At 68.5% G+C, this 21,640-nt stretch carries 15 protein-coding genes; 13 read left to right on the top strand and 2 right to left on the bottom strand.

What is annotated here, in order from left to right; all coding sequences use genetic code 11:
• The first annotated feature begins 175 nt into the window (after positions 1 to 175).
• Complete coding sequence (locus tag MPTA5024_RS07590) at positions 176 to 3,340, top strand: AAA domain-containing protein (RefSeq protein WP_198167003.1); 3,165 nt, start codon at positions 176 to 178, stop codon at positions 3,338 to 3,340.
• A gap of 28 nt (positions 3,341 to 3,368) precedes the next feature.
• On the opposite strand, the gene MPTA5024_RS07595 is transcribed toward MPTA5024_RS07590, so the two are convergent.
• A complete protein-coding gene (locus MPTA5024_RS07595; RefSeq protein WP_036323538.1) occupies positions 3,369 to 5,219 on the bottom strand; it encodes an N-6 DNA methylase in 1,851 nt (616 codons plus the stop codon).
• Between the two features lie 566 nt (positions 5,220 to 5,785).
• Here MPTA5024_RS07595 and MPTA5024_RS07600 point away from each other — a divergent pair.
• Together MPTA5024_RS07600 and MPTA5024_RS07605 are read left to right on the top strand one after the other, a co-directional pair.
• Entirely contained in the window at positions 5,786 to 7,450 is a 1,665-nt protein-coding gene (locus MPTA5024_RS07600; RefSeq protein ID WP_157099326.1) for a hypothetical protein, read from the top strand.
• Between the two features lie 72 nt (positions 7,451 to 7,522).
• Positions 7,523 to 7,978, top strand: a complete 456-nt coding sequence (locus tag MPTA5024_RS07605) for a protein kinase domain-containing protein (protein ID WP_084369487.1) — start codon at positions 7,523 to 7,525, stop codon at positions 7,976 to 7,978.
• 68 nt (positions 7,979 to 8,046) lie between these two features.
• Here the strand turns inward: MPTA5024_RS07605 and MPTA5024_RS07610 are convergent, their stop codons facing one another.
• Complete coding sequence (locus MPTA5024_RS07610) at positions 8,047 to 9,879, bottom strand: serine/threonine protein kinase (protein WP_051457821.1); 1,833 nt, start codon at positions 9,877 to 9,879, stop codon at positions 8,047 to 8,049.
• A gap of 204 nt (positions 9,880 to 10,083) precedes the next feature.
• On the opposite strand from MPTA5024_RS07610, the gene MPTA5024_RS39390 reads away from it, so the two are divergent.
• The 10 genes from MPTA5024_RS39390 to MPTA5024_RS07660 all read left to right on the top strand — a co-directional run bounded on the left by MPTA5024_RS39390 (position 10,084) and on the right by MPTA5024_RS07660 (position 21,276).
• Positions 10,084 to 10,725: a DUF4352 domain-containing protein gene (locus tag MPTA5024_RS39390; RefSeq protein WP_198167004.1), complete on the top strand. Its 642-nt coding sequence runs from the start codon at positions 10,084 to 10,086 to the stop codon at positions 10,723 to 10,725.
• Between the two features lie 3 nt (positions 10,726 to 10,728).
• Complete coding sequence (locus MPTA5024_RS07620; RefSeq protein ID WP_036321084.1) at positions 10,729 to 11,754, top strand: ADP-ribosylglycohydrolase family protein; 1,026 nt, start codon at positions 10,729 to 10,731, stop codon at positions 11,752 to 11,754.
• Positions 11,755 to 11,764: 10 nt separating this feature from the next.
• On the top strand, positions 11,765 to 12,364 hold the full coding sequence (locus tag MPTA5024_RS07625) for a hypothetical protein (RefSeq protein WP_051457823.1): 600 nt from the start codon (positions 11,765 to 11,767) through the stop codon (positions 12,362 to 12,364).
• Positions 12,365 to 12,544: 180 nt separating this feature from the next.
• On the top strand, positions 12,545 to 14,191 hold the full coding sequence (locus tag MPTA5024_RS07630) for a methyl-accepting chemotaxis protein (RefSeq protein ID WP_051457824.1): 1,647 nt from the start codon (positions 12,545 to 12,547) through the stop codon (positions 14,189 to 14,191).
• Positions 14,179 to 14,718 (top strand): hypothetical protein, encoded by a 540-nt coding sequence (locus MPTA5024_RS07635; RefSeq protein WP_051457825.1) that lies wholly within the window; start codon positions 14,179 to 14,181, stop codon positions 14,716 to 14,718. The genes MPTA5024_RS07630 and MPTA5024_RS07635 overlap by 13 nt, the downstream gene beginning before the upstream one ends.
• Positions 14,719 to 14,728: 10 nt before the next feature.
• Positions 14,729 to 15,400 carry a vWA domain-containing protein gene (locus MPTA5024_RS07640; RefSeq protein ID WP_036321088.1) on the top strand — a complete coding sequence of 224 codons (672 nt, stop codon included), beginning with the start codon at positions 14,729 to 14,731 and terminating at the stop codon, positions 15,398 to 15,400.
• A gap of 31 nt (positions 15,401 to 15,431) precedes the next feature.
• Positions 15,432 to 16,307, top strand: a complete 876-nt coding sequence (locus MPTA5024_RS07645) for a PP2C family serine/threonine-protein phosphatase (RefSeq protein ID WP_036321090.1) — start codon at positions 15,432 to 15,434, stop codon at positions 16,305 to 16,307.
• Entirely contained in the window at positions 16,308 to 17,864 is a 1,557-nt protein-coding gene (locus tag MPTA5024_RS40695) for a hypothetical protein (protein WP_051457826.1), read from the top strand.
• Positions 17,861 to 19,186: a BREX system ATP-binding protein BrxD gene (brxD, locus tag MPTA5024_RS07655; RefSeq protein ID WP_036321091.1), complete on the top strand. Its 1,326-nt coding sequence runs from the start codon at positions 17,861 to 17,863 to the stop codon at positions 19,184 to 19,186. The genes MPTA5024_RS40695 and brxD overlap by 4 nt, the downstream gene beginning before the upstream one ends.
• Positions 19,183 to 21,276, top strand: coding sequence for a DEAD/DEAH box helicase (locus MPTA5024_RS07660; protein WP_036321093.1), 2,094 nt, complete (start codon positions 19,183 to 19,185; stop codon positions 21,274 to 21,276). The genes brxD and MPTA5024_RS07660 overlap by 4 nt, the downstream gene beginning before the upstream one ends.
• The last annotated feature ends 364 nt before the right edge of the window (positions 21,277 to 21,640 follow it).

Consider the following 21,640-nt stretch of genomic DNA (forward strand, 5'->3'; position numbering starts at 1 on the left):
TCGACAGGGCATTCGGCGAGATGGGGTGTCGCTGGCGCGGAGGGGCCGCTTGGGATGGCGTGATGAGGTGGTCACGGCACTGGACCAATGGATCGCGTCGGAAGGAGGAGGCGGGCGATCCCCGCAATGGCGACGGGTCGGCGCCGCGCGGTCCACTCCCGAGCCCGGAGTCTTCGTGGTCGACATCCGGGGTTCGGATCTGAGCGCCGATCAGCTGAACGAATTACGGTTGGCAGGCGCGGAGCCGGACAGCGTGAGGGCCGGCTTTCCGGCTATGGACGCGACGGTGGAAGGACGCCTGCTGCGAGTACGGGTGGCAGAGTTCGCCGACCCAGCCGACCCGCACGTCTGGGTCCTGCGGCACCCGTCAGCTTTCCTCCTCACCGCGTTGCGCGACGGCATCGCCGGGCTCGCCGACGGCGGTCTCGCCAACCTGCTCGCCCGCGGCGAAATCGGCGGAACCCTGGCGGCGGCTCCGGCGCCCCCAGGGCTCCTGCCTGCCCAGCAACTGGCATACCGAGCCTGCCTCGGTGCGGGCGTCTGGCTGGTATGGGGACCTCCGGGGACCGGAAAGACGCGGTTGCTGCAGTCCGCGATCGGCGACCTGATGGCGGCCGGCAAGCGCATCCTGCTGGTCTCCAGCACCAACATCGCCGTTGACAACGCCCTGAAGGGGGTGCTGAAAGAGCAGCGTCATCGGCCGGGCGAGATCGTCCGGGTGGGGCCGCCGCAGCTTCGAGAGGTCGCCGAAGATCCGGACGTCTGCCTCCCTCTGATGGTGCGCACGCGGCTGGCCGAGGTCGAAGAGCGACGCCGGGCCGTGGCGGAGCAGCTTCTGGAGATGCGTCGCGACGAAGACCGGTTGCGCCATCTCGATGCCCGGCTCAACGGCTTCGACGCCGCGGCATACGAAAAGGCGCGGACCCGGCTGCGTACGCCCGGCCTCGGCACCGAGTCACTGGCGAAAGCTCTTACGGCATGCGAAAGGGCCGCGGAGAACGGCGCACGGGCTGTGGCAGACGCGCAGCGGCAATGCGACGCCGCCGAGCGGGCGGCCGCCGAGGCGCTCCCCGCACGGCGTGAGTGGCAACGGGTCGACGAGAAACGCCGGGAAGTGGCGAAGGTCGAGGAGGCCGCCACACAGGCCGAGGCTCGCGCCCTGCTCGCGGAGAACGACTGCGCGCGGATCGAAGGCGAGATCAGGAAGCTGCGACGCCCTTCGGGCAAGGTCAGATGGCGAGATCGAGGCAGGCTGGCGGAGCACGAGCGCGCGCTTGCGGACGCGATGTCCCTCCGTGACGAGCTGCGCTTACACGCTGCGGCGGCTGGCCGTACGGCGGAGCGCTTCCGCGAGGACACCGAAGCGGCGCTCGCGCAGGTCGTCGCCCGCATCTCGTTCGGGCCTGACGAGATCACACGCCGCGAGGATGCCGCGCGCCGGGCGGCCTCCGACCTCAGCGGTCTGCAGACAAATCAGATGGAGACGCTGGATCGCCTCGAAAATTTACGGCAGGCCCAGGCGATGTCGCGGGCCGCGGAGGTGCTGGCGGCCGAGTGCGAGCGGCATGAATGGCCCGCTCACCATGCGGAGGCCGAGGCACTGCGCAGGAAGGCGACTCGGGCAGCCGCTCGCCGCACCAAGCTGGAAAAGCGGCACGGCGAGCTACAGGAGGAGTACGACCGGCTTGCCCGTGATGCTCAGGGAGAGATCATCAAAGCGGCGCGGCTGGTGGCCACGACGCTTGCCAGATTTCGCACCACCAAGGCCGTCCTCGCGGGTCCCTACGACGTCGTGCTGATCGACGAGGTCGGGGCCGCGACGCTGCCGGAGGTCCTCCTGGCCACGGCCAAGGCCTCGGGTTGCGCCGTCCTGCTGGGCGACTTCATGCAGCTCGGCGCGGTGCTGCCCAATCCGATCAAAGACAGCGAGCGGCCCGACATTAGCCGCTGGCTGCTTCCCGATGTCTACGAGCACTGCCGCGTCGCCTCGCCGGAAGCCGCCGCCGACAACCCGGGCTGCCTGGTCATGGACACCCAGCACCGCTTCGGTCCACACGTCATGGGTTTGGCCAACCGCCTTGCCTACGGCGGTGTCCTCAAGGCGGGCAGTGAAATGAGGCCCCGGGCCGTCGACGACCCGGAGATCGTCTTCATCGACACGGACGGCCTGCACGAGCTTGCCCAGGTGCACCGTACGGGCCGCAAGAGCGGCTGGTGGCCGGCGGGAATCCTGCTCTCCCGCGCCCTCATCGACCTCCATCAGGACGACGGCGAAACAGCGGGAATTGTGACCCCTTACGGCGCGCAGGCTGAGGCCACTCTGGAGGCGCTACGCGACATCGAGCAAAGTGATCGGCAGTTGGTCGAGGTCGGCACAGCCCATCGCTTCCAAGGCCGGGAGTTTCCCGTCGTCGTCTTCGACACGGTGGAAGGGGCTTACGGAGACGGTATGTGGATGGCCCAGGCATCCGCACTCCCTGGTGCCGGACGCTGGGAGCGCGAAGGGCTGCGCCTGTTCAACGTCGCCGTCACGCGAGTCCAGACCCGGCTTTACGTCATCGGAAGCGGCGAACGGGTCTTTCGCGCGCGCGCCGGAACCGCGCTCGGGCACCTTGCCGCCATGCGCAGGGAGCGGAAGATCCGCCGGTTGGAGGCGACGAAGCTGATCTCGCCGCCAGTCGACGCTGCCGCCGATCTCGGCCCCTTCGGCGCCCGGCTGGCCGACGTCCTCGGGCGCCACGTGGAGATCACCGCGGTCGACGACGAGCGCTCGTTCTATGAGACCTTCGCCGCCCGCCTCGGCGAAGCACGCCACTCCGTCTGGCTGTGGTCTCCCTGGGTTGCCACGCGGGTAAGGACCATCCTCCCCGCGCTGAAGGAGGCGGTGGCCCGCGGTGTCCGCGTCACGGTCTTCGTCCGGGATCCCAGCGACTCTATGCAGCAGAAGCAGAGCTTCGCAGATTGCCTGGCCGAACTCCGCGCGATCGTCCCGGCTGTCATCGAAGTCAACGTGATGCACCAGAAGATCGTCGTCATCGACGAGCGCCTCGTCATGCTGGGCAGCCTCAACGTGCTCTCCCAGAGCTGGACACGGGAAGTGATGGTGACCATGCGCGGCGGCCACTTCGCTCGCAAAATCTTGCAGCACGAGCACGCAGAGGACTTCAGCCGGCCCCCACGTTGCGATCGCTGCCGGCAGCGGCAGGTCGATCTGCGACGCCGTCAGAATGGGCGTTGGTATTGGCGCTGCTACAACAAAGCCTGCCCGGGAGGGTCAGGTAGAAATGCGTGGACGGCCGACGTCGTCTTACGCGGCACCCGCGCCAATCGCGCCGGCTGAGATCGGACTCGACGCCCTGACGAACTCCTCAGGCCGGAGGAGTGAGCTCGCCCGTGCCGAAGCCTTTGACGATGGCGGCGGCGGTGGCACGGCCGGCGATGTCGAGGTTCCGGAGTTCGTCTTCGAACTCGAAGACTTTCCGGAATGCCTCGCCGTACCGTCGCTGCTCCTCGATGGGCATACGCGGGACCAGCACCCGGCGTGGGTCGAATCGGCTGAAGCCCGATTGGGTGCCGCCGCCCGAGACGGTCGATGTGGCTCTGAGGAAACCCGCAAGGAAGTACGCGTCGACCCGTTGGGGGTCCGGCCGTAGGAGGGTCAGTCGTGGGCCAAGCACAATCCCCTTCTCTGTGATGACTCTTACCGCGAGCTCCCCTGCTCTGGCGGCCACGACGACGTCGCCGGGCTCGATGAGGATGCGATCGTCGGCTTCGGTCCGAGCTTGCGCAATGGCCCCAGAGAAGAGGTCCTGGTCGGTGATCACAGGGTCGCCCGATCCGGATATGTCGAATCGCCCTGAGCTGAGCACCCTGATCGCGCCGACCCGCTCCACCTCGGACAAATCGACCGAGGACATGGTCCTGGCGGAAGCGGGAACGGCGTCGGGGATCATTGCCGACAAACGCTCTATACGATGGAGTAGCTGCTGACGCACTGCTGGGAACTGCTCCGCCGCGGCCTGGTCCTCCACGCTCACGTGCCGGCCGGGGGTGAGGTCGACGTTCTCGTCCATCAACTCGATGATGGGAATCGCACGTGCCGGCCCTGCTCGTTCCGCCCCCCGCTCGGCGCCCGCGCGGAACTCCCGCCAACGTTCTGCGATCTCGTCGAAGGTCTCCGGCTCGGCCTCCGCCATCAGGACATGGGACGGGATCGGGTCACCGTCGACCGGCTTACGCAGGACCCACAGGTGAAGGGGAAGGCCCGTGCCCACGCCCATCCTCGACGGCAGGCCGATGACTGCCTGCAGCGTCCCCTGCCGGAGGAGATTGCTCCTGATCCTTCGGCCGGAGCGGCGATTGGCGGCCACGGCCGGCATCAGCATGACGGCGACGCCGCCGGGTTTCAGGTGCCACAGGCCGTGTTGCACCCAAGCGAGCTCCGACTCGGCCTTCGGCGGCAGCCCGTACTCCCAGCGGGGGTCGCTGCCCAAGTCGTCGTATCCCCAGTTGCGCTCGTTGAAAGGCGGGTGGCAGAGGACCGCGTCGACGGTGAGATCGGGCCAGAAGTCGTCGCGCAGGGAGTCTCCTGTCCCGACCGAGCCGTCAATTCCCTCGAGGGCTAGACGTGTCCGGGCGAGCCGCGCGATGGTGTCGTCCGCCTCCTGACCGTACGCATGGTCGACGTGGCGGTTCGTCGTCAGGAGTGTCCCGAGCCCACATGCGGGATCGAGGACTGATCGGACGTCCGGACCGGCCAATCTCGCCATGAAATCCGAAATCTCCGGCGGGGTCTCGAATAGCCGACGGGAGTGCACATCGGCGTAGCGGTCGAGAAGGAATCGCGCGGCATCAGCGCTCCCCTGTTCGTCGGCGAGCTCTTGAAGGAGCCGCCAGGCCAGGGCGGGGACGAGACGGCGTTTTCCCTGGCCCAGCAGCCGCTCGGTCGCCTCCGCGACCACCGCTCCCAGATGCAGGTCGTCGGCGGCGTTCCTGATCTGCTGCCAGACGCGTTCCCTGAGCGGAACCTCCTCGACCTTGCCCTGATGGAGAAGCCACTCCTCCACTGCCGTGAGCGAAAAGGTCGGGCTGGTCGCGGTGCCGCCGACCGGTGCCGGGAAGTCCTCATAGCGACGCCGCCAGTTGCTCACGGCCGCCCGGCCGACTCCCACCATTCGGGCAATATCGGCCGCGGTGACGGTCGCTTCATCCCCCGCCATCATCGGCCTCCTTGTCTTCCCCGTCTCGCACATGTCTCGCTACGTCGAGGTACCAGCGTGTACGGCGTTCACAGCTTACCCTCATGCCTGCTTTTCCTGGGTGTCGACCGGTGCGATGTCCAGCCTTCTCCAGGGCGGGGACAACCGCTCGCAGATCCCGCAATCGAGTCATAGCACATATATGGCACAGACCGTACACGTGGTTTATGGTTTGTGTATCTGGTTCACATTGATAGCTCGCCTCGCTAACCACGAAGAGGTCGGCCAGACCCTCCTGCAACCGGAGAGGCTGGTCCGACGTCCATGAGGTACGTGTGACTCCACGTTCGGGCGGGCGTGGACCGCACCTTCCCCCGCAGAAAGGACTCGCCATGCCCACAAGCCAGCTGTACCGAGCAGTGCTCCGGGATCCGGACCGGCCGATTTGGGTTCGGCTGCACCGCACGTTCTCGGGATGGGTCCAAAGCAAGGGCTTCCCGGCTCCCGACACCGCACGGACACGGCACGAACACGATGTGGCCGGGGCCCGCCTGGTGATGGAACGGCGTAACGGCTGCGGACGGTACGTGCTGGACGAACCTTTCAATAGCGGGACGCTGCGCACGAAGGTGGTCTTCCTCGACGGGACACCGGGATGGGCGCTGGTCACGGTCGAGCAGGAGGGTGGGGTGCAGCGGGACGCGCAGGCCCCCGGGTTCGTCCCGGCCTACCTGCGCACCGCGCGCATCACCGACGGCGCCATCCACCTGGTGGACGGAGCGGAGGTGGTGGCCGAGGACGGGGTGCACCACTTCCTGCGCACTCTGACCGAGCCACGCCGCCGTGTGCCGATCGCCGTAGTCAGTCCCGATCCCGGTGGTGACAGCGCCGCCCGAGCCGACTGGCTGGCCGACGCGACCGCCGGCGCCGGGGTCGTCGTACGGCTGGCCGACAAACGCACCGAGGATCTGTTCAACCGGCTGGTCGGCCGGGATCTGGGAGTCTACGGCGGCGCCATTCGCACCTACGCCGCCCCTTTCGACCCCGGCACGGAGCGCAACTCCTACAGGCACCCGCCGATGCGCCCGGCCAAGCTCAAAGAGGAAGGCGCACTTGCCACCATCGCCGACGGGCTGATCGGTCGCTCCTCCTCGCCAGACCTGCCCGCGGACGTCAGGCAGTCCCTGCCGATCGTGCTTCGCGTACTGGCCCGGCGTAGCGATCCCGGCGAGCTGTCCACCGCGATGGCCCCACGCCCCACGCCGATGGACCCGGCTCGCGAAGAGCTGCGACGCAGGATGATGGCCAAGACCGTCCGTCCCGTCCCGGTCACCGAAACGCAGCCCAAGGCGGAGCCAGAGCCGATCCCGGTGGCTGCCGCACCGGAGGCGGACGACGAGAAGGCTCCGGAGCCCGATCTCGCGCACGAGGTGGCCGAGCTGGTGGTCAAGGAGATGCGCCAGGACCTGGACACCGCTCTCGGTCTGGCCGCCGGCGCTGACTTCAGCGACCAGCTGCTGCGCGAGGTCCGCACTCTCGGCCTCCATATTGCCGGGCTGCGCGACCTGCTCGCCCCGGCCTCGTCCGGTCAGGCCGAGGATCTGCGGACCGCACACGAGCTGCTCCAGGAGGAGTACGCCGAGGCCGTCACCGCCACCCGAGCCCTGGCCGAGCGGGTCCGCTGGCTGGAACGCACCCTCGCCGAGTCGGGCCATCCGGTGTACGGCCAGGCCACGCCGGAGGAACTGTTCCAGCCCGGCAGCCTCGCCGAGACGTTGGTCGAGGCCCGCTCCCGGCTGACCCATCTGCACATCGGCGACACCGAGGTCCATGCCGTACGGCTCGACCATGCATACCCGGCGCTGAGCCGTACATGGGCCGGGAAGGCCTGGGACGCCATGCGGGCTCTGGACGACTTCGCCCGCGCCCGCTCGTCCGGCGAGTTCGCCGGCGGCTTCCACGACTGGTGCATCCACGGCGAACCGGGCCGCCGGGTCATCCCGCTCGGCATGCTCGCCATGCGTGAGTCGACATCGGTGAGCAACAATGCCAAGTTCAGCGAGCCGCGAACCTTTCCCGTCCCCCACGAGGTGAACCCCAGCGGAAAGATCTTCATGGAGGCCCACGTCAAGTTGCGCGCTGTGGGTTATCCGGCCCCGCGCCTGTACTTCCACGACGACTCCGGCGGCGCCACCGGCAAGGTATGGATCGGCTACCTCGGCGACCACCTGCCCAACACCCGGACGAACTGAGACCACCAACAGGGCTCGGGTCCTCAACGCTTCACAATTGCACGAACTCGGAGTCTCTCCTGGCGCACGACGATGTCCGGTACCGGCTCGCTAACGTCGGTGTGGGCCGGCAGAAGAGCTGTACGCGAAGTCATGCCCGTACGAGACGTACGCGACGGCTCACGCGACAGGATTTGGCTGCTCGCGTCGAAGGAGGTACTCGCCACGCGGCGCCTCCCGGCGTTCGCGACCGCCCGCGTCGTCGACGTCGGCGTCCAGGGCGATCTTGCTTACATAGTGAGCGAGTGCGTGCACGGTCCGTCCCTTGAGCGTCGAGTGCGGGAGCAGGGCCCGCGCGACGCCGACAGCCTCATCAGGCTGTCCATCGCGACAGTGGCGGCGCTGGGCGGAATCCACAGCGCCGGCATCGTTCACTGGGACTTCAGGCCAGGGAACGTGCTCCTTGGCGCCGACGGGCCGCGCGTGATCGACGAGAACCCGCGGGAACGCCCCTCGGCAGCCGACCTGATGCTTGCGCTCTCCCTTTGATCACGTGCGCTTTCCCCCACACTCCCCACCGGAGATCACATGGCGAGGCGAGGCTGGTGATGCGGGGGTCACAGCGGCGCGGCGTGCTTGTAGCCCAGGAGGCTGACCGAGGCGGCGATCCGCCGGTAGGCCTTCGTGTCCTCGGGACGGGCGCTCAGTACGAAGAGCGAAACCTTGGACAGCGGAAGATGCCAGATCTTCATGGTGTAGCTCCCATAGTCCGCGCACCACACCAGCCACTCGCGGTAAGCGGCCTTCCTGCCGTCCGCCATCCTCACCAGGCTGGAACGCAGGCGGCTGCCGTCGTACGCGGCGACATAGAAGCCGTACTGCCCGTAGTCGTTGCCGTAGGTTCCGCTCCAGTCCCGCCAGATATGGCCGTCCCGCAGACACGGCATCGGGCTGCCGACCTGCCAGCCATAGTAGGGATCATCGATCGAGGAGCCAGGCCAGCGGCTGTTATCCCATCCGGTCCTGAGGACCAGCGCATCTGGTTTGCAGGCCAACTCCCAGGGGCCGCTCTGGCCCTGCGTATGGGGCGACTCGATGCACGCCAGGTCCGTACGGACGCGCCGGATCTGCCAGTTCTCGGGGAGGGTGAGCTTGATGCCCTTGAACGACACCTTCTTGCCCTTGGACCGGGGCTTCTTTGTCTCGTTGGAGGCGGGTGTCCCAGTAGCGGTCACCGTGACGACCGGGACAGGGGTGGTCGCGGCTGGCACCTGGGTGCGCGGCGCCTCTGCGGCGAGGGGGGTGGAGGGCTCCGAGGAGGACGCGGCGATGATGGCGGTCACCGCGATCAGGGTGACCGCGGCCGCGGTTGCCACGTAGGCATGGATCCATGACGCTCCGGATCGCCGGCCTACGACCGTCGCGGGAGCATTCCCAGCCCCGGAAGCCGCCCTGGGACCTGTGGAATCCACAGCGGGCTCGACCGTTGCCGGACCGGTCGTCGGCTCCTCTGACGGCAGAAGCGTGGTCGGCGGGGCAGGAGCGACACCGGGCTCGGGCCAGTCGGGGACCTCGTGCGAAGCGAGCACCCAGGTGCGCTGGATGAGCGACGTGACATCGGCCTGTTCGTCCTCGACATCCTCCCCTCGCCATGTCTCCGTCACCCGCGCGAGGACGTCCGCGGCCGTGGGACGCCCTGCCGGGTCCTTGGCCAGCGCCCGATTCACGAGGTCACGCAGGCCCTCGGGTACGGTCTGGATGTCCGGGTCCTCTTCGCGCACCCGGTAGGCCAGCACCTCGGGACGGCCGGTGCCGTACGGCGCCTCGGCGGTGGTCGCGTACAGCACCAGCAGCGCCCAGCCGTAGATGTCGGCGGGGGTGCCGGCGTGCCCGTCGCCGTACTCCTCCGGGCTGATCCAGCCGGGCGAGCCGATCAGGGTGCCGGTGTGCGTCATCGAGGTGGAGTCGAGGACCTTGGCGATGCCGAAGTCGATGAGCCGGGGCCCCTGCGGCGAGAGGATCACGTTCGGCGGCTTGAGATCGCGGTGCACGACACCGGCGGCGTGCAGGGCGACGAGCGCCTCCGCCAGCCCGGCGGCCAGGCCGTACAGGGCGTCGCCGGTGAGCGGTCCCTCGGCCTGGACGTGCTGTTCCAGCGTGGGACCAAGGATGAACTCCGTGGCCAGCCACGGGCGTTCGGTGCCGGGGTCGGAGTCGAGCACCCGGGCGAGGCAGGCCCCCTCGACTCCGGCGAGTACGGACGTCTCCCTGCTGAAGCGGCGTCGGAACTCGAGGTCGACCGACAGGGCTTCATGGACGAGCTTGACCGCGACGCGCCGGCCGACGTCGTCCACGGCCGCGTAGACGACGCCCATGCCGCCAGCCCCGAGGCGGCCGACCAGGCGGTAGGGGCCGATCTGCTGGGGATCGCCCGCAAAGAGCGGCTGCACACACCCTCCGAGGTGATGTCAGGTGGCGCGCGAGTTCGAGTGGGGGATCGGTCGCGCCGCAAGAAACATGACACAGCGCGCACCCTTAGGCAACCCGAAAATAAGTTGTGTCATCGATTCACAGTATGCTCTACTGACGGTGCCGCCAACCGCTTCCTCCGTCGCGGGACCCCTCACAGGCGACGACGAAAGAAGGCCGTTCTCATGAATGCAAACCCTCCCCAGCCGCCGCCGCACGGCTACCCGGCGCCCTACCCGCAGACCGTTGTCGTGCAGAAGAAGGGCGGCGGCTGCCTTAAGGCCATGCTGATCGGCGTCGCCGTGCTGGTCGGCCTGGTCGTTCTCGGCGCGGTGCTCAAGCCCGGTGGCGGCGACGACACACCCGTGAACCTGACGCAGACACGTGAGCGGACGACTCACGTCGCCAAGCCCAGCAAGCCGCGGGCACCCGGCCTGGGAGACGTGGTCAAGGACGGCAAGTTCGCCTTCAAGGTCACCAAGGTCGAGAAGGGACTGTCGCAGGTCGGCGAAGGCTTCACGGTCTCCAAGGCCCAGGGTCAGTACGTGCTGATCCACCTGACGGTGAAGAACATCGGAGACGAGGCCCAGATGTTCACCGACTCGGCGCAGAAGCTCATCGACATCAAGGGCCGCCAGTTCGACGCCGACTCGGGAGCCGCCGCGCTCGGCCTGTCCGGCTCCAACGCGTTCCTCAACAACATCAACCCCGGCAACAGCGTCAAGGGGATCCTGCTCTTCGACGTGCCGAAGAACCTGACCCTCAAGGCCGTCGAACTGCACGACTCGGTCTTCTCCGGCGGCGTCACGGTCTCATTGGATCGGTGAGGCATGGGGTACTACTCCCGCGTCATGGGCTGCATGCTCGGCGGCGCCATCGGAGACGCCCTGGGCAACCCGTTCGAGTTCATGTCCTTGTCCCAGATCCGTGCCGCTCACGGGCCGGACGGACTGCGTGACATGGTCTCGACCGAGGTCACCGACGACACGCAGATGACCCTGTTCACGGCGGAGGGGCTGATCCGCGCACGCCTCCACGGCAGCGACCCCGTCGCCGCCGTCTGGGGCGCCTACCTGCGCTGGCTCGACACCCAGCAGTTCCCCGGGCCGCCCGCCCCGGACGACCGCGCGCGCAACGGCTGGCTCCGGCAGGAGAACTGGTTGTACGCGCGGCGGGCGCCGGGCACCGCCTGCCTGTCAGGGGTCTCCGCCGGCGGGCGGCACCTGGAGGTGCCCGCCCCCGGCTCCATCGGTGCAATCAATCCGATGTCCAAGGGCTGCGGGTCGGTCATGCGCTCCGCGCCGTTCGGACTCACGGGGGTCGACCCGTTCGAGACGGCAGCCCGGTGCTCCTACCTCACTCACGGCCATCCGACGGCCTCTCTGTCCGCCGGCGCGTTCGCCGCGATTATCCACGACCTGGTCCGCGGCGGCTCCCTGAGGCACGCCGTAGAGCAGGCACTCGGCCGGCTCACCGGCTGCCCCGCGCACCAGGAGACCGTGGGCGCACTGCGCGCCGCCGTCCATCTGGCTTCCGGTTCGAAGCCGACCGCCGAAGCGGTCGAATCCCTCGGCGCCGGATGGATCGCGGAGGAGGCCCTCGCGATGGCCGTCTACTGCGCGCTGGCCGAACCCGACCCCCGGGAGGCCCTCCTCCTGGCGGTCAACCACTCCGGCGACTCCGACTCCACCGGGGCCATCTGCGGCAACATCCTGGGCGCCCAGCAGGGGCTCAGAGCCCTGCCCGCCGACTGGCTCAACGGCGTAGAGGGCCGACAGACCATCGTCGAGATCACCTACGACCTCCTGGCAGAACCCACCTCACACAGCTACTGGACCGACCGCTACCCCTCCTGAGGAGAACGCCATGATCCGCCGCATGCTCGCCGTACTGACGCTGGCCGCCGCCGCACTCACGTTGCCGGCGACCGCGCATGCCGACACCAAGTTCCGCGGCGAGGGCGACGACGTCGTCCGCCTCCACGCCACCAAGAAGCCCGGCCTCATCCACTTCACCCACGATGGCGAGTCCAACTTCATCGTCCACACGATCGACCTCCGCGGAGGGACCGGAGAGTACCTGGTCAACGAGATCGGCCCGTACGACGGCACGGTGCTCTACAACGACTACGGCACCAAGGGCACGAGAGGGCTCGAGATCAAGGCCGACGGCGCCTGGACGGCGACGTTCCAACCTCTGAACAGGGCCCGCTGCTGGTGCGCCGCCACCATCCGCGGTACCGGCGACCAGGTGCTCAAGCTCTCCCCCACCCGCGGCCTGCACACCATGCGCGCGACGCACAACGGCGAATCCAACTTCATCCTGCACAGCTACGCCCGCCTCAGCAGCTTTCCCGACTACCTCATCAACGAGATCGGCCACTACCGGGGCAAGGTCCTGCTCCCTGCAGGCACCCGTCTTGTCACCGTCCACGCCGACGGCGCCTGGGCCCTCACCCGGAACTGAAGGCCTTGATCCGCCTTCGCCCCACTGGTCGCATAGGCATTTCTAACCATTTGAACGTGCAATGGTTGACACTTGCACCACGAAATCGGGAAGATCGCGCCGATTTCTCGCGTCTGGACCGGTCCACCCGGAATCCCGTTTGACGCTGAACCGATTCTGACGAGAGGACGTCGGACTTCCGTGACGGACCAGGATCTTGCCGCCGAACTCCGCGTGCTCTCCAAGCACCCGGGCCTGAAGCCCCGAGCCGAACAGCTTCGCGAGCTGGCAGAGGCCGTCGTCACGCCCGATCAGGCCGAGCGGTGGTGCGAGGTGGACCTGTTCGCTGCGTTCCCGCCTGCCGAGTCGGTCCGCTCGGTCGCATCTGTTACGAGCATCGGGCAGAAGGCGCTCAAGATCGTCGATGTGGTCCAGCCTGTACTCGTCTTCCTCCCCATCGTCACCACCTGGTTCGGGCTCAAGACGGCCACGACGGCGTACGGCGAGACCCTTACGGCCGAAGGCGTCGAGGCGGCGCGCCGGCCGTTCCTGGAGATGTGGCAGCAGGGCTTCGATGGGAGGCTGTCGGGCTGGCTGCGGTTCGACAGGGTCGCCTTCATGACGCTGGGGGTGATCGGCGTGCTCATCGTCGTCACTCTCGGCGAGCGGCTCCTGCGCCGCACGATCGAGCAGCGGGCCGAAGAAGAGGCCGACGCCCTTCGCTCCCGTCTGCTGGCCGCGCTTACCCGGGCGACCTTGCTACTCGGACAGGTACGGTTGGCCTCCCCGGCCCGGTTCCAGGCCGAGCTGACCAAGAGCGCGAGCGAGCTGAACAAGGTCGGCAGGACCATGAGCAAGGTCCACACGCAGGTCGTGGAGGAGCTCGAGAAGGCGCTGGAGGCCACCGGCCAGGCCACGGACGCGCTGACGGCGGGCGTCGCCCAGGTGCGGGACTCGATCGACACGCTCGACAAGCACATGTCCGCCGTAACATCCGCAGCCGAGACCCTGCTCCAGTCGGTCGAACGGACCGCCTACGCCATCGACTCAGTGGGTGAGAAGACCGATGAGGCGGTGGACCGCGTCGGTGACCGGCTCGGCACCGTGATCCTCGACTCGACCACCGGCGTGCGGAATTCGCTCGATGAACTGGCAACCCTGACGGGACAGGCCGTACGGGATATGACTGCATCCACGGGGCAGGTCGTCCGCGACCTGGCGGCCTCGACCGGGCAGGCCGTTCGCGACACGGCGGCGAGCCTGAACGCGCGGGTCGGCGAGCTGGTAAGCACCACGGCCGGTATCGGTACGGCCGTTGCCCGCGTGGAGACCGCCGCTACCGAGAGCGGAGACCGGATAAGTCATGCCCTCACCAACGGCAGCGGCACCCTCGCCGCTGTCTTCGGCGGCGCCGGAGCCGATATCAGGGAGGCGCTCGACAACTGGGCCGGGACCGCAAGCGCGCATGCCGCGAGGATCGAGATGGTCTCGGACTCCGCGGGTCGCACCGTTCGATTGCTTGAGGAGACGCGGGACGCCCTGGACCGGCTGCCCTCGGACCTGGCTCAAGCCCTCCAGACGGTTCCGACGGCCGTCCGTGAGGTGACCGCCCCCGATATCGCCGCACTGCAGGCCGCCATCGGTCGGCTCGACGAGGCGGTACGGCAGGCCGCCGCAGCCGTCACGGCAGGCCTCGCTGTCGATGCCGGGGACCGCTCCAGCACCGACGCCACAGCCATCCCGGCCCGAGCTACGAATGAACCGCACGTTCCCGCCCCCCTCGACGCGGGCGGCGCCTCAGGCACCGCAGGGAACAGCGGCGAGCGGGCCGAGGGATGGCACCCGTGATCGGCCGTCGCACTTCTGCCCCATCGCTGCTCCTCGCCGGCTGGCTGTTCGCCGACCTCATGCTGGGGCTCACGATCATCATGCTGGGCGCGCAGGCGCCGCCACCCATCCCGGCCAAGCCTCTCGCGGGCAAGGGAACCGCGTCGCCCTCGCCGAGCCCTTCTCCGTCACCCTGCGCGACCCGAGTCGCCGGGGTGGCCGCCAAACCCACCAAGGTCTCCTTCCGCGTGAACCCTGTGGCCTCTGACGAGGAGCTGCTCGCCGAGGTGAAGCGGGAATTGCGCAAGCACAAGAAACGCCTGGCCGGACGGCACGCCGGCATGGTGCTGACCTTCGGCGCCAACGGCGGCACGGGAGACGGGGTGCGTTTGGCGACCCGGGTCAACGTCGCCGCGGGCGAGGCGTTCCCCTCCATCTTCCAGACCGCCGCCACCCGTAACTTCCATGACCTCGCCGCGCCGAGCGGGTCGATCTCCATGGAGATCTACTTCGTCACCGGCGGCTGCTCCCCCACCACTGAGAGCTGAGGACCACCTGATGAGCGAACAGGTACTCCCCTTCTACCTGGTCTGCGACGAGTCGTACTCCATGCAGGGACCGCCCCTCGATGCCATCAACCAGGAGCTTCCCCTGATCTACCAGGAGATCGCCAGCAACCCGGTCGTGGCGGACCGGGCCAGGCTCGGCATCATCGGGTTCAGCAGCACCGCCGAGGTGCTGCTCCCGCTGGCCGACCTCAACGACGTGCACTCCATCCCACAGCTGTCCCCGCGCGGCGCGACGAGTTATGGCGCCGCGTTCTCCCTGCTGAAGCGCACGATCGAGCAGGACATCGCGGGGCTGAAGCAGGCCGGGCATGCGCCGTACCGGCCCACGGTGTTCTTCCTCACCGACGGACTCCCGACGGACGACTGGCACGTGGAGCACAAGAACCTGGTCAGCCGCGACTTCAGGGCTCACCCGACCATCCTGGCGTTCGGCTTCGGAGACGTGGATCCGGCGACCCTGCAGCAGGTGGCCACGTTCCGGGCGTTCGTCGCCAACGGCGGCATGTCACCGACACAGGCTCTCCGCGAGTTCGCGCGGCAGTTGCTCAACTCCGTGGTCCAGTCGGCCGTCGCGTCGTCCTCCAACCCCTCGGGCACGGCCCAGCTCATCATCCCCGACCAGGTGCCGGGCTACACGGTCCTCGCCCCCGACCCGCTCTGACCGCGAACAGTAGCCGGAAGAGGAACCGCACATGGAACAGGTCCAGGAGTACGAGGCACCCTCGACGGCGGAGACTGTGCCCGGATTTCCCCAGCCGCTCGTCATCGGCCGTGAGCCGCGGGTGATCTCACAGCCGGGTCCGCTGCCGACGGTACGGCAGCCGGACACCGAAATCGACGGCGCCGCGCTGCCCGGGCTGGAGGTACGTGCCGCATCAATTCGAGGGGACGCGCACCGCTACTACGGCACCGTACGTCAGGACGCGATGGGGCTCTGGCACGACGGCGACCGCACGATGCTGGCCTGCGTGGCGGACGGACTGGGCAGCAAGGAGAGCTCACATGTCGGAGCGGCCACGGCCTGCGAGGTCGCGCAGGCGTATCTTTCCACGCTGCCGATCGACCCTGACCACGTGACGGACGCCCGGGACTTCGTCGGCGGCGTCGCCGGCGAGATCCGCAACCGGGCGGACGAACGGGGGATGCCGCCGGACGAGTTGTCCACGACGTTCCTCGCCGCCAGGGTCCAGGAGGGGCCCGAGGCGTCCGTGCATCGCGCTGTGCTGGTCCGGGTTGGCGACTGCGTGGCGTGGCACCTGCGCAGGGGCGTCTGGACGTCGTGCTTCGGCGATGACGATGCCGACACTGGGGTCGCGACCTCGGCGACCCACGCGCTGCCTCACGACATCGAGCATGTCGAAGTCGGCTATGCCGACTTGTACCCGGGCGACATGCTGCTGCTGTGCACGGACGGCCTGGCCAAGCCGATGCGCGGACCGCAGGTGAGCACCCAGTTGGCGAGCTGGTGGAGCCGGCCGCCGACACTGCCCGAGTTCTTCTGGCAGATGAGTTTCCGCGCGAAGACGCACGACGACGACCGGACCGCCGTGTGCATCTGGAGGGTCTGAATGGCCTTCACGCCTCATCCGCTCGACCGGCACCGTGCCACGCTGCCCCTTGAGTCCGACCCCCTCGACAAGGGCGGCCAGGGAGTGGTCACCCGTGTGCTCGGACCGGAGAACCTCGTCTACAAGGAGTACATGCCGCAGGCCGGCCAGGTGAACGGCGCGGCTCTTGCGGAGCTGGTCGAGTTCGGTCATCGCCAGACGGCCGCGGAAGTGCGCGCCCTATTGGACCAGTGCGCCTGGCCCGTCGCGAGGGTGGTGCACGGAGGCCAGGTGACCGGCTTCCTCATGCCGCACGTGCCCAAGGACTTCTACGGCACGATCGGCGGCAAGCCCAAGCTGGTCGAGCTGCAGTATCTGCTGTACGAGCCGAACTGGGCGTGGCAGGACCTGCACCAGCCGGACATCCAAGGCCGCCTCGAGATCGCGACACTGGCCGCCAAGCTGATCGACCTGCTGCACACTCATGGGTGGATCGTCGGAGACCTTTCCTTCCGGAACCTCCTGTGGCGCCCGGGTCAGCCGTACAAGGTCTTCATGCTCGACTGCGACGGCCTGCGCCGGCACGGGGCGGAACCGGTGCTGCGGCAGGCGCACACGCCGGACTGGAACGATCCGCACCAGCCCTCCAGCGGACCCGACCTGGACACCGACCGCTACAAGCTCGCGCTGCTGGTCGGCCGGGTGCTATCGCGGACCGCGTCCGTGCGGCCCGGTGACGAGCCGGCGCTGCTCCCCGGCCTGCCGGACCATGTGGTCACCGCGGTCAGAGAGCTCTTCACCCGTGCGCAGGGCCCGCGCGGCACCCGCCCGATCGCGGCCGAGTGGGTCCAGGCTCTGCTCGGCCGCAAGCGCATCGCGGTGACCCGCCCCCCTCGGCCACAGGCGCCCTTGCACACCGGGTCTGCCGCCCCGATCCACCTGCCAGGCGCGGGCCGTGTCAGTGTGCCCGTGAGCCGGCCGACACCGGGAAGTCGGCCGTCCCTGTCGCAGCCGCCGGCTGTGAAGTCCGCCGAGCGGCAACGGATTCCCGTCTCCGTTCGCAAGCCTCCCGTCGTCGCGCCACGCCCGCCGTCCCAGCCGGCTGCGCCTCGACCACCGGTACCTCCGCAGCCAGAGTCGCGGCCCACTTCTGCGCCCCTGCCGCCGACATCGCAACCGGGAACGGCCACAGCACCACGCACCCCGGCACCGCGGCCCTCACCGCCGCCGGCCGTACAGCTCCCACCTCCGGTCCGGCCGTCGTTGGGGCAGCGGGTGGTCGCCTCGGATACCTATGTCGAGCAGCGGAGGCTGGCTCCCCGGGGTGGCGTCGTCGATGACGCCGAAGTGGCCCGTCTCATCGACCACCTCGCCGCGGGCACTGGACGCGACTCGGTGGCGAACATCGCGGTATTGCTGGCAGACACCGCAGACAGGACGGTCTTGTTGATGCGGGCGCTGAAGAACCTGCTCAACGTGGAGCAGAGCGACGTAGTCATGCTCAAGGACGGCGACCGTACGGTCGAACTGAACGTGCGGCTGCTGGAAGAGCAGTTCCTCGAGGAGGATGAGCCGTGACGGCGAAGGTGAGCCGGGCAAGGCGGCGGCAGATCATCGACGCTCTCGGCCGCGGGACCGTGCCGCGCAACGGCCTGGACCTGTTCGCGGTCGGCATGGAGCGGTTCGAGAAGGCGCTCGACGACGATCTGACGGCGGTGACTGCCGGAAGCGCGGGATTCAAAGCGGTCCGTGGCGAGTACGGCTCGGGCAAGACGTTCTTCGCCCGCTGGCTGGCCGAAAGGGCCAAGCGGAAGAAGATGGCGACCAGCGAGATCCAGATCTCGGACCGGACCACGCCCCTGCACCGGCTGGAGACCGTCTACCGGTCGTTGATCGGCGGGTTGAGCACCGCGAGTTCGCCGCCCAGCGCGTTGCGGGACATCGTCGACACGTGGCTTCTCGCTCTGGAGGACGACGCCGGGGTCGCGAAGGACGACCGCAGGGCGATGAGCACGGCGGTCGAGGACCTCATCGAGTCACGGCTGGCCGAGACCGCCAAAAACGCACCCGCGTTCGCGACCGCCCTCCGTTTCTACCGCCGGGCCCGGCTGTCGGGCGACCACGCGACAGCGGACGGCCTGCTCGCCTGGGTGGGCGGCGAGCCGAACGTCGCGTCGAGCATCCGCCGCTATGCAGGGCTCAAGGGGGACGTCGACTCGACCGCGGCCCTGCATTTCCTGCAGGGCCTGCTCGTGGTGCTGCGCGACTGCGGTTACCCGGGACTGCTGGTTGTGCTGGACGAGGTCGAGACCCTGCAGCGGATGCGCAGCGACAACCGCGAACGGAGCCTCAACACGCTTCGGCAGCTGATCGACGAGATCGACAAGGGCCGCTTCCCCGGCCTTTATCTGGTCATCACCGGCACTCCCGCCTTCTACGACGGCCAGCAGGGAGTGCAACGATCCCCGGCCCTGGCCCAGCGACTGCATGTCGACTTCAAAACCGACGCGCGGTTCGACACCGCCCGCGCGGTGCAGATCCGGCTCACCGGTTTTGACCGGGACAAACTGGTTGAGCTGGGCTGCGCCGTACGCGACCTGTACGCCCGGGGAGATCCCGCCGAGCAGCGGATCAGAGACCTTATCGACGACGCGTACGTCAAGGACCTGGCCACCGCGGTCGCCGGACACCTGGGAGCCGGCGTGGCGCCCCGCATCTTCCTCCGCAAACTCGTCGCCGACGTGCTGTACCGGGTCTCGGATCACGAGGATTTCGACCCCCGGCGGGACTACCGGCAGGTCACGGTCACAGAGGGAGAGCTGAACGACGACGAGCTGAACGCGTTCCGCCGCGGCCGCCCGGCGGTCTCCGCGGACGAAGTGGAGCTCGACCTGCCGTGACCTCGCCGACCCTAGCGCTGCATCCAACGATCGCGTACCACCTCACCAACACGCTCGGCTGGGCCCGGCTGCGGCCCCTCCAGCAGGAGGCGCTCGGCCCCATCGGCGAGGGGCAGGACGCGCTGCTGATCGCGCCGACGGCCGGAGGCAAGACCGAGGCGGCGACGTTCCCGTTGCTGTCCATGATGGAGGAACAGACCTGGACCGGCCTGTCGGTGCTGTACGTCTGCCCGCTGAAGGCCCTGCTCAACAACCTGGTGCCGCGCCTGCAGGCGTACGCGGGCTGGCTCGGCAGGCGGGTCGAGCTCTGGCACGGGGACGTGTCCGGCTCTCGCCGCCAGGCGATCCTGCGTGATCCGCCTGACATCCTGCTGACCACCCCGGAATCCCTGGAGGCCATGCTCATCAGCACCGGTGTGGACCATCGCCGACTGCTGGCGGATCTGCAGGCGATCGTGGTGGACGAGGTGCACGCCTTCGCCCGCGACGATCGGGGCTGGCACCTGCTGGCCGTCCTGGAGCGCCTCACCCGGCTGACCGGACGGCCGCTCCAGCGTATCGGCCTGTCGGCGACGGTGGGCAATCCCGATGAACTGCTTTCCTGGCTCCAGGGGTCGGGCGCGGGAAGCCGACCCGCGGGAGTGATCGCCCCGGAGACGGGAGCGGATCCCGGAGCCGCCGATGTGGAGCTGGACCACGTCGGCTCCGTCGCCAACGCCGCCCGCGTCATCGCGGCGCTGCATCAGGGCGAGAAGCGACTGGTCTTCTGCGACTCCCGCAGAATGGTGGAAGAGCTCGGTCAGTTGCTGCGCGACCACGGCGTCACGACGTTCCTCTCCCACTCCTCCCTCTCGGCCGAGGAGCGCCGGCGCGCCGAAGAGGCCTTCGCCCAGTCTCGCGACTGCGTCATCGTCTCGACCTCCACACTGGAACTGGGCATCGACGTCGGAGACCTGGATCGGGTCATCCAGATCAACGCTCCGTGGTCGGTCGCGTCGTTCCTCCAGCGCCTGGGACGCACGGGCAGGCGCTCAGGAGTCAGGCGCAACTGCCTCGTCCTGGCCCTGACCCCGGAGGATCTCCTCGCCTCAGCGGGGCTCCTGCTGCTGTGGAGCACGGGTTACGTCGAGCCCCTGCAGCCGCCGCCCGCGCCTCGGCACATCGTCGCGCAGCAGCTCCTCGCACTCACCCTGCAGGAAGGCCGCATAGGCGACGCCCTGTGGCCGGACTGGTGGCACGGCCTCGGCCCATTCCGCGAACAGCACGCGCGCCAGGTGCTCGACCATCTCATCGCCCAGGGCTTTCTCGAGCGAGACGGCGGCGCTCTGCTCGTCGGCCCTCAGGCCGAGCAGCGCTTCGGCCGCCGGAATTTCATGGATCTCACCGCGGTGTTCACGGCCCCGCCGGAGTTCACCGTTCTGCGCGGCAACGCCGAGATCGGCCGGACGGATCCCGGTCTCCTGACGTCCGCCGTCTCGGGGCCGCGCCTCCTGCTGCTTGCCGGCCGTACCTGGGTCGTGGACTGGATCGACTGGAAACGGCGGCGGTGCTTCGTCCAGCCAGTCGAAGGCGGCGGCGGCAAGGCACGCTGGGCGACCTCGATGTCCGGCGGCGCATCCTTCGCCCTGTCGAGAGCCATGCGGGACGTCGTCCTGGGCGCCGACCCTCCGGTGAAGCTCACCCGGCGGGCGGTGAGCGGACTCACGCGGATACGGGAAGAAAGCCGTGACCTCGTCCATCCCGGCGGCACGGTGATCGTGCGAATCGACGGAGACCTGCTGTGGTGGACCTGGGCCGGATACCGCGCCAACGCCACGATCAAAGCCACGCTGGGCCCGCTCGCCGATCCGACCCAGCGCGTGGACGACCTGTACATCAGGCTGAGGAACGACCTGAACGGCACCGGGTGGCGGCAGGACCTCGCCGGTGAGCTCAGCCAACCCGATATCGATGACAGGGCGCTGAACGGCCTCAAGTTCAGCGCGTTGCTGCCCCGCGAACTCGCCGTCGAGACGCTCGCCACCCGCCTGGCCGACTTCCCGGCAGCGGCCGCCGTGCTTTCGGAACCCGCACATCTCACGCTCCGGTGAGCACGCCGTCTCTCGCAGCTTTCTCGCACTGGGTCAGCGACCCCACAGGCTCAAGGTGAGCAATCCATCTCAGCCATCAATGTGTGTGCATAGTTCACATACTGTGTGCTTGTGTTTGGCGATCCGACTGGATAGTTTTGTGGCTGTCGACGACGCAAAGGAGTCAGAAGATGGGCAACGGCTACGGGACCTGCATCTACTGCAACAACGGAAGCCATGACATGTGCAGCGGCAGCCGCTGCGCATGCGCCGATCAGCAGCACCTGAGGTAGTTCCCCACCCGACCTCTCCCCCGCGCCGGCCCTCTTCGAGGGCCGGCCAAGAACACCTCTCCCACCACCGGATGTGTCGTTCTCAAACGCTC

It is taken from the genome of Microbispora sp. ATCC PTA-5024 (assembly GCF_000511135.2).
Taxonomy (GTDB): Bacteria; Actinomycetota; Actinomycetes; order Streptosporangiales; family Streptosporangiaceae; genus Microbispora; species Microbispora corallina.